Origin of the sequence: Streptomyces sp. NPDC052020 (assembly GCF_040680575.1) — a bacterium.
Taxonomy (GTDB): Bacteria; Actinomycetota; Actinomycetes; order Streptomycetales; family Streptomycetaceae; genus Streptomyces.
Genome location: NZ_JBFAWY010000068.1, coordinates 1 through 13,399 on the forward strand (window position 1 = coordinate 1; position 13,399 = coordinate 13,399).

Below are 13,399 nucleotides of genomic sequence, written 5' to 3' on the forward strand. Positions count from 1 at the left end.
CGGTGGGCCTGTTCGGCCGCGGCCGCCGGGTCGCCGGGGTTGGTCCAGCCGTGCGCCCCGGTCGGACGACCGGGGCCCTCTCGGCGTGTCACGGCAGCCGGGGTCAGGAATTGACGCGGACCTCCGCGCGGAGCTTGGCCGTGAGGTCCGCCGCCACGTCCTTGGTCACGTCCTCGGCGGCGTCGCCCGGCGACACCATGGCGAGCGTGCTGTGGTCGGCCCAGGCGCAGAACCAGTCGGTCTTCACCTTCTTGGTGAGGAGGTTCCGGCCCTTGGCCGCCTGGCACTTCATGAGCGCGCCGTCCAGGTCCACGGCCTCCGGCTCGCCGATCAGCTCCGCTCTGGCGCTGCCGGAGGAGTTCTCCTCGGAGGACTTCTTCATGTCGGCGAAGAACTTGTCGAGAGCCGCCTCGGGGTCCGGGACCTCGCCGTAGGCGCCGGCGAAGGTGATCGTCCGGGCGGTGGCGAACTCCGACGCGCCCGAGCCGCCGGAGGGATCGCTCGGGTCGTAGTCGCCGAAGTCGGCCGTCGAGTACGCGCCGATCACGGTGGTGCCGTTCTCGACACCGCTCTTCCCCAGCGCCGCCGAGTCGTCCCCGGCCGTCGCGCCGTCTTTGGAGAAGCGCTTGTACTCGCCGAGCACCGTCTGGGGCGTCGCCAGCTTGTGCGGCCCGTCGTCCTCGACACCGCCCGCGCCGCCGCCCGCGCCGCCGCCCGGGCCGAGCACGACGTACGCGCCGACGCCGATCGCCGCGACGACCGCCACCGCGCCGATGATCAGGCCCGTCTTCTTCTTCCCGCCGCCGGGCGCCGGGGGCTGGGGCATGCCGTAGGGGGCCTGGCCGTACGGGTGCTGCTGGGGCGGCTGCTGGCCGTACGGTGCGGGCTGCTGGGGCGGCTGCTGGCCGTACGGTGCGGGCTGCTGGCCGTAGGGCGGCGGCGCCTGGGGCGGGACGCCCTGCGGGGGCTGCTGCGGGTAGCCGTAGCCGGGCTGCGGCGGGGCGGGAGGGGCCTGCGGAGGGTAGCCGTAGCCGGGCTGCGGGGCCTGCGGCGGCTGGCCGTAGCCGGGCTGGGGGGCCTGCGGCGGCTGGCCGTAGGGGCCCGGCCGGCCGTACGGTCCGGGCTGCTGAGGCCGCTGCCCGCCGTACGGGCCCGGCTGGTCGTAGCTCATTACTGGGTTCCCCTCCGGATGCTGGTGCGTCGCTGACATCCTGGCGCAGAGACGACGTGTCCGGGGCACCGGGGGCCCGCGCCGTTACAACGAATCGCGTTTCGGGACTGGCTCGCGACACCTCTAAACTGACCCCCGTGACCGAGAACACTCAGCAGCCGCAGCAAGCGCCCACGACCGAACTGCCGACCCAGTACACGCCGGCCGAGGTAGAGGGGAAGCTGTACGAGCGCTGGGTGGAACGGGGCTACTTCGAGGCGGACGCCAAGAGCGACAAGCCGCCGTACACCGTCGTCATCCCCCCGCCGAACGTCACGGGCAGCCTGCACCTGGGCCACGCCTTCGAGCACACCCTGATCGACGCCCTCACCCGCCGCAAGCGGATGCAGGGCTACGAGACGCTGTGGCAGCCCGGCATGGACCACGCCGGCATCGCCACGCAGAACGTCGTCGAGCGGGAGCTGGCCAAGGAGGGCAAGTCCCGGCACGACCTGGGCCGCGAGGCGTTCGTCGAGCGGGTCTGGCGGTGGAAGGCCGAGTCCGGCGGGCAGATCTCCGGCCAGATGCGGCGCCTGGGTGACGGCGTGGCCTGGTCGCGTGAGCGGTTCACCATGGACGAGGGTCTGTCCCAGGCGGTCCAGACCATCTTCAAGCGGCTCTACGACGACGAGCTGATCTACCGCGCCGAGCGCATCATCAACTGGTGCCCGCGCTGCCTGACGGCCATCTCCGACATCGAGGTGGAGTACCAGGACGACGACGGCGAGCTCGTCTCCATCCGCTACGGCGAGGGCGAGGCCTCCATCGTCGTCGCGACCACCCGGGCCGAGACGATGCTCGGTGACACCGCCGTCGCCGTCCACCCCGGCGACGAGCGCTACCGGCACCTGGTCGGCACCGAGATCGAGCTGCCGCTCACCGGCCGCCGCATCCCCGTCGTCGCCGACGAGCACGTCGACCCCGAGTTCGGCACGGGCGCGGTCAAGGTCACCCCGGCCCACGACCCGAACGACTTCGAGATCGGCCAGCGCCACGGCCTGCCCGCGATCGCCGTCATGGACGAGCACGCGGTCATCACCGCGCACGGCCCCTTCCAGGGCCTGGACCGGCTGGAGGCCCGCTCCGCCATCGTCGGCGCGCTGCGCGCCGAGGGCCGGATCGTCGCCGAGAAGCGCCCCTACGTCCACTCGGTCGGCCACTGCTCGCGCTGCAAGACCACCATCGAGCCGCGCCTGTCCATGCAGTGGTGGGTCAAGGTCGGCCCGCTCGCCAAGGCCGCCGGCGACGCCGTCCGCGAGGGCAAGGTGAAGATCCATCCGCAGGAGATGGAGAAGCGCTACTTCGACTGGGTCGACAACCTCCACGACTGGTGCATCTCGCGCCAGCTGTGGTGGGGCCACCGCATCCCGGTCTGGTACGGCCCGAACGGCGAGGTCGTCTGCGTCGGCCCGGACGAGGAGCCGCCCGGCGGCGAGGGCTGGCACCAGGACGCCGACGTCCTGGACACCTGGTTCTCGTCGGGCCTGTGGCCGTTCTCCACGCTGGGCTGGCCCGAGCAGACCGAGAGCCTCGCGAAGTTCTATCCGAACTCCGTCCTGGTCACCGGCTACGACATCCTCTTCTTCTGGGTCGCCCGGATGATGATGTTCGGCCTGTACGCCATGGACGGCACTCCGCCGTTCCACACCATCGCCCTGCACGGCATGGTCCGTGACCAGAACGGCAAGAAGATGTCGAAGTCCTTCGGGAACGTGGTGAACCCGCTGGACTGGATGGACAAGTACGGCTCCGACGCGCTCCGCTTCACCCTCGCGCGCGGCGCCAACCCGGGCGTGGACGTCCCGATCGGCGAGGACTGGGTCCAGGGCTCCCGCAACTTCGCCAACAAGATCTGGAACGCGACCCGCTTCGCGCTGATGAACGGCGCGACGGTCCAGGGCCCGCTGCCGGACGCGTCGACGATGTCGCCGACCGACCGGTGGATCCTGTCCCGGCTGAACTCGGTCGTCGCCGAGGTCGACGCCTACTACGAGGACTACCAGTTCGCCAAGCTCTCCGACACGCTGTTCCACTTCGCGTGGGACGAGGTCTTCGACTGGTACGTCGAGCTGTCCAAGACCACCTTCCAGGCGGGCGGCGAGGCCGCCGAGGTCAGCCAGCGCGTCCTCGGCGAGGTCCTCGACGTCACCCTGCGGCTGCTGCACCCGGTCGTGCCCTTCGTCACCGAGACGCTGTGGACCACGCTCACCGGCGGCGAGTCCCTCGTGATCGCCGACTGGCCCGCGGACTCCGGCTTCCGGGACGAGGCCGCCGAGCGGGAGATCGCCACGCTCCAGTCGCTCATCACCGAGGTCCGCCGCTTCCGCGCCGACCAGGGCCTCCAGCCCGGTCAGCGGGTCCCGGCCCGGCTGGCCCTGGAGGGCACCGCTCTCGCCCCGCACGAGCCGGCCATCCGGCAGCTGCTGCGGCTCCAGCCGGAGGGCGACGCCTTCACCGCCACCGCCACCCTCCCCGTCGCGGGCGTGGAGGTCGCGCTGGACCTGTCCGGCGCGATCGACGTGGCGGCGGAGCGCAAGCGCCTGGCCAAGGACCTCGCCGCCGCCGAGAAGGAGAAGGCGCAGGCCACGGCGAAGCTGGGCAACGAGGCGTTCCTCGCCAAGGCGCCCGACCACGTGGTGGAGAAGATCCGCACCCGGCTCGCCAAGGCGGACGAGGACATCGCGCGGATCCAGGCACAGCTGGAGCGGCTGCCCGAGGCGTAGGCGCATCGGCGGTATCCGTCCGCGCGAAGGTCCCCGGAGTCACCGGCTCCGGGGACCTTCGCCGTCCTCTGCCCGCGGCGCTCCGTAGACTGGGCACCGTGAGTGAGCTCCCCCCGCACGACAGCAGCGAGCAGCCCGATCCGGTCGACTCCTTCGACGAGATCATCGAGGCCGAGACCGACCGCGACCCGGACCTCGCGGTCATCGAGGCCGGCAGCCGGACCCTGCGCACCCAGGGCGGTCCGCCGCAGGCCGACGTGCCCGCGCGCCCGGAGGACCCGGAGGTCGACAAGGCCCTGCGGGAGGTCGAGGCGGAGCTCGCCACCCGCTGGGGCGAGACCAAGCTGGAGCCGTCCGTCAGCCGGATCGCCGCGCTGATGGACGTGCTGGGCGAGCCGCAGCGGACGTACCCGTCCATCCACATCACGGGGACCAACGGCAAGACCTCCACCGCCCGCATGATCGAGGCCCTGCTCGGCGCCTTCGACCTGCGCACGGGGCGCTACACCTCGCCGCATGTGCAGTCGATCACCGAGCGGATCAGCCTGGACGGCGCGCCGGTCTCCGCCGAGCGGTTCATCGAGACGTACCAGGACATCAAGCCCTACGTCGAGATGGTCGACGGGCAGCAGGAGTACCGGCTGTCCTTCTTCGAGGTGCTCACCGCAATGGCGTACGCCGCCTTCGCGGACGCCCCCGTCGACGTGGCCGTCGTCGAGGTCGGCATGGGCGGCAGCTGGGACGCCACCAACGTCATCGACGGTGACGTGGCCGTGGTGACCCCCATCTCCCTGGACCACACCGACCGGCTCGGCTCGACCACCGCCGAGATCGCGGCCGAGAAGGCCGGCATCATCAAGCGGGACGCCACCGTGATCCTGGCCCAGCAGCCGGTGGACGCGGCGCAGGCGCTGCTGAAGAAGGCCGTGGACGTGGACGCCACCGTGGCGCGCGAGGGCCTGGAGTTCGGGGTCGTGGCCCGGCAGGTGGCCGTCGGCGGGCAGCTGCTGACGCTGCGCGGGCTGGGCGGCGAGTACACCGAGGTGTACCTGCCGCTGCACGGCGCCCACCAGGCGCACAACGCGGCCGTGGCGCTCGCCGCCGTCGAGGCGTTCTTCGGCGTGGGCGCGCAGCGCGCCGAGCCGCTGGACATCGACACCGTGCGCAAGGCGTTCGCCGCCGTCTCCTCGCCGGGGCGGCTGGAGGTGGTCCGCCGCTCGCCGACCGTCGTGCTGGACGCCGCCCACAATCCGGCGGGCGCGCGGGTGACGGCGGAGGCGATCGGGGAGGCGTTCCAGTTCAGCCGCCTCATCGGGGTCGTCGGCGCGAGCGGCGACAAGGACGTGCGGGGGCTGCTGGAGGCGTTCGAGCCGGTCTTCGCCGAGGTCGTCGTCACCCAGAACTCCAGCCACCGCGCCATGGACGCCGACGCGCTGGCCGCGGTCGCGGTCGAGGTGTTCGGCGAGGAGCGGGTGCAGGTCGAGCCGCGGCTGCCGGACGCGCTGGAGGCCGCCATCACCCTGGCCGAGGAGGAGGGCGAGTTCGCCGGCGGCGGCGTGCTCGTCACCGGTTCCGTCATCACCGTCGGCGAGGCCCGACTGCTGCTGGGAAGGGGCTGACATCCCGTGCGTACGCTGTGCTCCTCGACTCTGATCGGCGAGTTCTTCGTCATCGCCTTCGCCGGACTGGTCGCCATGAAGGACCCGGACCTGTCCATGGCGGCGGTGTGGACGGTCAGCGGGATCGCGATGTTCCTGTGCCTGGTGCTGTGCGGGCTGGTGACCCGGCCCGGCGGGGTCGCGCTCGGCTGGGCCCTGCAGATCGCGCTCATCGCCTCCGGCTTCGTCGTGCCGACGATGTTCTTCATGGGGGCGGTCTTCGCCGCCCTGTGGTGGGCGTCGGTGCACTACGGGCGGAAGATCGACGAGGCCAAGGCGAGATTCGCGGCGCGGGCCGCCGACGCCCCGGCCCCCGACGCCGCCTGAGCCCCGCGTGCCTGACGCTGCGTAACAGGTGCCCGGGGGCGCCGGGTACGCTCGTGACCCCGCACACCTGTGATTCGAAGGAGTCCCGCCGTGACCCAGCGCACCCTCGTCCTCCTCAAGCCCGACGCCGTCCGTCGTGGCCTGACCGGCGAGATCATCAGCCGTATCGAGCGCAAGGCCGGCTGGCAGATCACCGCGCTGGAGCTGCGCACCCTGGACGCCGAGACCCTGGAGCAGCACTACGGCGAGCACAAGGGCAAGCCGTTCTACGAGCCGCTGGTGGCCTTCATGTCCTCCGGACCGGTCGTCGCCATGATCGTCGAGGGTGAGCGGGTCATCGAGGGGGTCCGGCAGCTGGCCGGTCCCACCGACCCGATCGCGGCGCCCCCCGGCTCCATCCGGGGGGACTACGGTGTGATCGTCCGGGAGAACCTGATCCACGCCTCCGACTCCGAGGAGTCCGCCGAGCGCGAGCTGAAGATCTTCTTCCCCGGCCGCGTCTGATTTTTTCGAAGATCACCTTTTTTCTGACGCTCCGTCAGCCAAATGGCCCATCTGACCTGGGCGGTCGCTGCCACCGCGACCGCCCTGTGGCATATGCGTGCCGATCGGGGGAACGAATGCCTCCGTTGGGCCGTCTCCACAAGCGAGGCGATACGCCATCTGCTGACAATGGCGGAGACCCTCGCGCTGTGTCCGTGAAGGCGCGTCTACGATGGAAGCATTCACGTCACAGCACCCACCTCGCCGACCTGAAAAGCTGTCATAAGCTGCTGGGAAGGCCAGTCGAATCCTGATGGGGAACTCAATGTCGTTCATCGGCCGTGACATGGCTGTCGACCTCGGGACCGCCAACACGCTGGTGTACGTCAGGGGTCGCGGGATCGTACTCAACGAGCCGTCCGTCGTCGCGATCAACACCAACACCGGTGGCATCCTCGCGGTCGGTGCCGAAGCGAAGAAGATGATCGGGCGCACGCCCGGCAACATCGTTGCCGTGCGTCCGCTGAAGGACGGCGTCATCGCCGACTTCGAGATCACCGAGCGGATGCTCCGCTACTTCATCCTGAAGATCCACAAGCGGCGGTATCTGGCTCGTCCGCGGGTCGTCGTCTGTGTGCCCTCCGGTATCACCGGCGTCGAGCGCCGCGCCGTCATCGAGGCGTCGTCCCAGGCCGGCGCCCGACAGGTGCACATCATCGAAGAGCCCATGGCCGCGGCCATCGGCTCCGGCCTGCCGGTCCACGAGGCCACGGGCAACATGGTGGTCGACATCGGCGGCGGCACCACGGAGGTCGCGGTCATCTCCCTCGGCGGCATCGTCACCGCCCAGTCCATCCGCGTGGCGGGCGACGAGCTGGACAACGCGATCATCCAGCACGTGAAGAAGGAGTACAGCCTTCTTCTGGGTGAGCGCACGGCCGAGCAGATCAAGATCACGATCGGTTCGGCGTACGACCTCGACACCGACGAGCACACCGAAATCCGCGGCCGGGACCTCGTCTCCGGGCTGCCGAAGACCGTCGTCATCTCCGCCGCCGAAGTACGCAAGGCGATCGAGGAACCCGTCAACGCCATCGTCGACGCCGTCAAGACCACGCTCGACAAGTGTCCGCCGGAGCTGTCCGGCGACATCATGGACCGGGGCATCGTCCTGACCGGCGGAGGCGCGCTGCTGCGGGGCCTGGACGAGCGGCTGCGCCGGGAGACCGGGATGCCGATCCACATCGCCGAGGACCCGCTGGACAGCGTGGCGCTCGGGTCCGGCAAGTGTGTCGAGGAGTTCGAGGCGCTCCAGCAAGTCCTGGACGCCCAGCCGCGCAGATGACGCGCCGCCCGGTTCCGCCGTACGAGACGATCCCCTCTCGTGCGGCGGATCATTGATATAGAGACGAGAGACGGAAAACACGAGACCGCCTGACCCCGGGCCGCACCCGGAGGCGCGGCGGTTTCGGCATCACTCCACCCCCTATCGCCGATACCAGCGAATTCGCCATCCATTCCCGAATTTCGACGAGGAAGGCACGGCCGCCGCACGTGAGGGACACGAAAGAGAGCCGGCTGCTCCTGGTGCTGCTGATCGCCATCGCGTTCGCGCTGATCACGGTGGACATCCGCGGCGGGGAGGACTCACCGGTCGACGGCGCCCGGCATGCCGCGGCCACCGTCTTCGGCCCGATCGAGAACGGCGTGTCGGCCGCGGTCGACCCGGTCGGCAACGCGGTCGCCGCGATCCGCGACTCCGGCCGGCGCCACGACCGGCTCGCCGAACTGGAGCAGGAGAACGCGGCCCTGAAGGCGAAGCTGGGCAGCGACGACCGCGGCCGCAGCCGCCTCAAGCAGCTCGACAGCATGCTGAAGATCGCCGGCAAGGGCCAGTACGGCATCAAGGGCGCCCAGGTCATCGCCGTGGGAGCGGCCCAGGGCTTCTCCTGGACCATCACCATCGACATCGGCGCCAACGACGGCATCGAGCGGGACATGACCGTCCTCAACGGCGACGGCCTGGTGGGACGCGTGACGACCGTGGGCCCGGACACCGCCACCGTGCTGCTCGCGAGCGACCCCGACTTCACCGTCGGCACCCGCCTGGAGGGCAGCGACGAACTCGGCTTCGCCTCCGGGCAGGGCGACCGGCCGCTGCGCGTCGAACTCCTCAACGGCAAGGCCGAGGTGAAGAAGGGCGACCGCCTCGTCACCTTCGGCTCCCAGGCCGACAAGCCGTTCGTGCCCGGCGTCCCCGTCGGCGTGGTCTCCCGCGTCGACCCCTCCGGCGGCGGCCTGACCCGCACCCTCTACGTCACGCCGTACGTCGGCTTCACCAAGCTCGACATCGTGGGCGTCGTCGTCCAGGCCCCCGGCAAGGACCCCCGCGACACGGTGCTCCCGGCCAAGCCCCGGCCGGCCCCCACGCCGACCGTGACGGTGACCGTGACCCCGTCCGCCCAGGCGCCCGACGACGGCGGGTTCCCGTCCGAGCAGCCCGAGCAGTAGGAGCGAATGCCCATGCGCGTCAACCGGATCCTGCTGTCCGTCCCCCTGGTCGTCGTCGCCCTGGTGATCCAGGTCAGCGTCTTGTCCCGGCTGCACCTGCCCGGCGCCGTCCCCGACCTGCTGCTGCTCACCGTCCTCGGCCTCGCCCTGGTGTACGGCCACGTCGGCGGAGCCCTCGTCGGTTTCGGCGCCGGACTCCTCGCCGACCTGGCCCCGCCCGCCGACCACGCCGCCGGCCGGTACGCCCTGGTGCTGTGCGTCATCGGCTACCTCGCCGGACTCGCCAAGCCCGAGAGCGGCCGGCTGAAGTCCGCCGCCGGTCCCATGGCCGTCGTGGCCGCCGCCGCCATCGCCTCCACCCTGCTGTACGCCGGCGTCGGCGCCCTCGTCGGCGACACCGCCGCCCGCCATGTCGGCCTGCCCGGCCTGCTGTTCACGGCAGCCCTGTACGACCTGCTGCTCGCCCCCTTCGTCGTCCCCGGGATCATGGGCCTGGCCCGGCGGGCGGAGAACGACCCGCTCGCCGAGACCCATTCCGCCGCCCAGACCACTGACATCTCCTCCGGCTGGGTCGCCGGCGGCACCGGGCTGCGCATCGGCGGCCAGCGCAACGGCCTGCGGGTGAAGGCGGCCCGGGCCCGGGGCGCCCGCGCCGGGCGCATCAAGGGGGTCAAGCGGCCGTGACGACGGTGACGGTGACCGGCCCGCCGGGCCGGCCGGGCAGGACACGCACACACACCGAGAGGGGGACGCAGCCGCAGTGACCAACATTCCCGAGACCGGGCGCAGTCCACGGGTCCAGATCCGGCTCGTCGTCATCCAGGTCCTCGTCCTCTCCCTCCTCGGCACCCTCGGGGGCCGGCTGTGGTACCTCCAGATCCGCGAGGGCGACGAGTACGCCAAGGAAGCCTCCGGCAACCACGTCCAGCAGGTCGTCCAGCCCGCCGTACGCGGCTCCATCCTGGACGCGCGCGGGGTGCCGCTCGCCGACAACGAGACCCGGCTCGTCGTCTCCGCCTCCCGCACCGACCTGATGAAGATGAAGGACGACGGCAAGGCGGTCCTCACCAAGCTCGCCGGCGTCCTCGGGATGCGGCCCCAGGAGGTCATGGAGAAGGTCCGGCTGTGCGACGCCGAGACGCCGCAGCCGTGCTGGAACGGCTCGCCGTACCAGCCCATCCCCATCACCGACGAGGCCACGCCCAAGCAGGCCCTCCAGATCCGCGAGCGCGCCGAGGACTTCCCCGGCATCACCGCCGAGCCGCAGGCCGTCCGCCGCTACCCGAGCCCCGGCGAGGCCAACACCGCCCAGGTGCTGGGCTACCTCTCGCCCGTGACGGACGAGGAGATCAAGCAGGCCCAGGACAGCGAATCGCCGTATCTCCGCTCCGACCAGGTCGGCCGCTCCGGGCTGGAACGCCAGTACGACAAGCAGCTTCGCGGCAAGGCCGGTGTCACCCGGTACGAGGTCGACAACCTCGGCCGGGTCATCGGCAAGGCGGAATCCGACGCCGCCCAGCCCGGGTCCAACCTCGTCACCAGCATCGACGCCCGCGTGCAGCGGGTCGCCGAGTACGAGCTGAACGAGGCGATGAAGGCCGCCCGCAAGGAGTACGACCGCAACACCGGCACCACCTACAAGGCCGATTCCGGCGCGGTCGTGGTGATGGAGGCCAGGACCGGCCGCGTCGTCGCCATGGCCTCCAACCCGACCTACGACCCCAACGCCTGGGTCGGCGGCATCTCCTCCGCCGACTACAAGAAGCTCACCGGGAAGACCTCCAACTACCCGCTGCTCAACCGGGCCATACAGGGTCAGGCGGCCCCCGGCTCCATCTTCAAGGTGGTCTCCACCGCCGCGGCCGTCGAGGCGGGGTACGACTTCGACGGCCGCTACCAGTGCTCCAGCGCGTACAACGTCGGCGGACAGGTCTTCAAGAACTTCGAGTCGGCGAACTACGGCGCCATCGACCTGGGCCGGGCCCTGGAGGTGTCCTGCGACACCGTCTACTACCGGCTCGCCCACCAGGAGTGGAAGAAGGACGGCGGCATCAACCCCAAGGGCAAGCCGAAGGACCACTTCTTCAAGGCCGCCCACCGGTTCGGCCTCGGCGAGGAGACCGGCATCGACCTGCCCAACGAGGTCTCCGGCCGCGTCCCCGACCGGGAGTGGAAGCAGCGGTACTGGGAGGCCAACAAGGACGCCTGGTGCAAGACGGGCAAGAAGGACGGCTCGTACGTCGAGAAGATCGCGTACGAGAACTGCGTCGAGGGCAACAAGATGCGCGCCGGTGACGAGATCAACTACTCCATCGGCCAGGGCGACACGCTCGTGACGCCGATTCAGATGGCCACCATCTACGCGGCCATCTCCAACGGGGGCACCCTGTACACCCCCAGCATCGGCAAGGCCATCGTCAGCGCCGACGGCAAGAAGGTCAGCGAGATCCAGCCCGAGTCGCACGGCAGGCTGCCCATAAGCGACGCCACGCGCGACAAGATGGACGCCGCCCTCGCCGGCGTCGCCACCCGCGGTACGGCCGCCTGGCGGTTCGGGGGCTGGCCGCAGGACGAGATCCCGATGCACGCCAAGACCGGTACCGCCGAGGTCTACGGCAAGCAGACCACCTCGTGGTTCGCCACCTACACCGACGACTACGCGATCGTCATGACGATCTCCCAGGGCGGTACGGGTTCCGGGGCCTCCGGGCCGGCCGTCCGCAAGATCTACGACGCGCTGTACGGCGTCCAGGAGGACGGTTCCGTCGACCGGGAGAAGGCGCTGCTGCCCGAGCCGGCGAAGAGCCTGCCGAAGATCAAGCCGGACGGGACCATCACCGCGCCGAGGATCGCCGAGGACCCCGTGCAGCGGGAGCAGGCCACCGGTCCGGACGAGAACGCGCCGGCGGACAGCGGGCAGCCGCAGGACGACGCGGCGACCGTGGCGACACCGGCGGCGGAGAACCGGCGGACACGGCGGCGCGGGCGGCGCGGGGGCACCGGCGGGTGCCGGGGCGGAAACCGGACGGCGCGGAGGGTGCGGGCATGACCGGGGCGAACGGCTTTCAGGTCTCCGGGTACGGGCCCGAGCGCGCCGGATGGACACGGGTGTTCGCCCGCGACTCGGTCGCGCGCCGGCTGGACTGGCCGATACTGCTGTCGGCGATCGCGCTGTCCCTGACCGGCGCGGTGCTGGTGTACTCGGCGACCCGCAACCGCACCGAGCTCAACCAGGGCGACCCCTACTACTTCCTCGTCCGCCACCTGCTCAACACCGGCATCGGCATCGCCCTGATGATCGCCACGGTCTGGCTGGGGCACCGGACACTGCGGACGGCGGTGCCGCTGCTGTACGGGGCGTCCGTGACCCTGATCCTGCTCGTGCTCACGCCGCTCGGCTCGACGGTCAACGGCGCCCACTCGTGGATCCAGCTCGGCGGCGGGTTCTCCCTCCAGCCGTCGGAGTTCGTCAAGATCACGATCATCCTGGGCATGGCCGTGCTCCTGGCGGCGCGGGTCGACGCGGGGGACAAGCCGTACCCCGACCACCGGACGGTGATCCAGGCACTGGCGCTGGCCACCGTGCCCATGCTGATCGTGATGCTCATGCCCGACCTCGGGTCGGTCATGGTGATGGTCATCATCGTGCTGGGCGTGCTGCTCGCCTCCGGCGCCTCCAACCGGTGGGTCTTCGGGCTGCTCGGCGCCGGGGCGGTCGGCGCGGTCGCCGTGTGGCAGCTGGGGATCCTCGACGAGTACCAGATCAACCGCTTCGCGGCGTTCGCGAATCCGGAGCTCGACCCGGCGGGCGTCGGCTACAACACCAACCAGGCGCGGATCGCGATCGGGTCCGGCGGGCTGACGGGGTCCGGGCTGTTCCACGGCTCCCAGACGACCGGGCAGTTCGTGCCCGAGCAGCAGACGGACTTCGTCTTCACCGTGGCGGGTGAGGAGCTGGGGTTCGTCGGGGCCGGGTTCATCATCCTGCTGCTGGGCGTGGTGCTGTGGCGCGCGTGCCGCATCGCGCGCGAGACCAGCGACCTGTACGGCACGATCGTCGCGGCCGGGATCGTCGCCTGGTTCGCCTTCCAGGCGTTCGAGAACATCGGCATGACCCTGGGGATCATGCCGGTGACGGGCCTGCCGCTGCCGTTCGTGTCGTACGGCGGGTCGTCGATGTTCGCCGTGTGGATAGCGGTGGGGTTGTTGCAGTCGATCACCGTGCAGCGGCCCATGTCGGCGTGAGCGCTGCGCCGGCTGGGTGGGGGGCGCCTTCGTGCCTGCGGCGCCTGGTCGGTGGGGGTGCGCCTTGGTGCCTGCGGCGCCTGGTCGGTGGGGGTGCGCCTTGGTGCCTGCGGCGCCTGTGCGGCTCCGGTGGGGGTGCGCGTAGCGCCCAGGGTGGGGGGTGGGTCGGGCCGCGGCGGGGGGGGGGGGGGGGCGGCCGGGGCGGGGGGGGGGGCGGGCCCTCCACCGGCCCCGGGAGAGGG

General features: G+C 71.1%; 10 protein-coding genes. 9 read left to right on the forward strand and 1 reads right to left on the reverse strand.

Annotated elements, in window-relative coordinates:
* Positions 1–103: 103 nt before the first annotated feature.
* Positions 104–1,171 carry a hypothetical protein gene (locus AB0L74_RS34215; protein WP_365661320.1) on the reverse strand — a complete coding sequence of 356 codons (1,068 nt, stop codon included), beginning with the start codon at positions 1,169–1,171 and terminating at the stop codon, positions 104–106.
* Between the two features lie 137 nt (positions 1,172–1,308).
* Between AB0L74_RS34215 and AB0L74_RS34220 the strand changes: the two genes are divergently transcribed.
* The 9 genes from AB0L74_RS34220 to rodA all read left to right on the forward strand — a co-directional run bounded on the left by AB0L74_RS34220 (position 1,309) and on the right by rodA (position 13,157).
* A complete protein-coding gene (locus AB0L74_RS34220) occupies positions 1,309–3,933 on the forward strand; it encodes a valine--tRNA ligase (protein ID WP_365661324.1) in 2,625 nt (874 codons plus the stop codon).
* 98 nt (positions 3,934–4,031) lie between these two features.
* The gene (locus AB0L74_RS34225; RefSeq protein ID WP_365661326.1) at positions 4,032–5,552 is read left to right on the forward strand and encodes a folylpolyglutamate synthase/dihydrofolate synthase family protein; all 1,521 of its coding nucleotides are present in this window, start codon (positions 4,032–4,034) and stop codon (positions 5,550–5,552) included.
* A 6-nt stretch (positions 5,553–5,558) separates the two neighbouring features.
* Positions 5,559–5,918, forward strand: coding sequence for a DUF4233 domain-containing protein (locus AB0L74_RS34230; RefSeq protein WP_365661329.1), 360 nt, complete (start codon positions 5,559–5,561; stop codon positions 5,916–5,918).
* 90 nt (positions 5,919–6,008) lie between these two features.
* Positions 6,009–6,422, forward strand: a complete 414-nt coding sequence (gene ndk / locus AB0L74_RS34235; RefSeq protein WP_365661332.1) for a nucleoside-diphosphate kinase — start codon at positions 6,009–6,011, stop codon at positions 6,420–6,422.
* A 304-nt stretch (positions 6,423–6,726) separates the two neighbouring features.
* Positions 6,727–7,746, forward strand: coding sequence for a rod shape-determining protein (locus AB0L74_RS34240; RefSeq protein ID WP_028422119.1), 1,020 nt, complete (start codon positions 6,727–6,729; stop codon positions 7,744–7,746).
* Positions 7,747–7,955: 209 nt separating this feature from the next.
* Positions 7,956–8,912 carry a rod shape-determining protein MreC gene (gene mreC, locus AB0L74_RS34245; protein ID WP_365661335.1) on the forward strand — a complete coding sequence of 319 codons (957 nt, stop codon included), beginning with the start codon at positions 7,956–7,958 and terminating at the stop codon, positions 8,910–8,912.
* 12 nt (positions 8,913–8,924) lie between these two features.
* The gene (gene mreD / locus AB0L74_RS34250) at positions 8,925–9,596 is read left to right on the forward strand and encodes a rod shape-determining protein MreD (RefSeq protein ID WP_365661338.1); all 672 of its coding nucleotides are present in this window, start codon (positions 8,925–8,927) and stop codon (positions 9,594–9,596) included.
* 76 nt (positions 9,597–9,672) lie between these two features.
* A complete protein-coding gene (gene mrdA / locus AB0L74_RS34255; RefSeq protein WP_365661341.1) occupies positions 9,673–11,961 on the forward strand; it encodes a penicillin-binding protein 2 in 2,289 nt (762 codons plus the stop codon).
* Positions 11,958–13,157, forward strand: a complete 1,200-nt coding sequence (rodA, locus tag AB0L74_RS34260; RefSeq protein ID WP_365661344.1) for a rod shape-determining protein RodA — start codon at positions 11,958–11,960, stop codon at positions 13,155–13,157. Before mrdA ends, rodA begins: the two co-directional genes overlap by 4 nt.
* Positions 13,158–13,399: the final 242 nt, after the last annotated feature.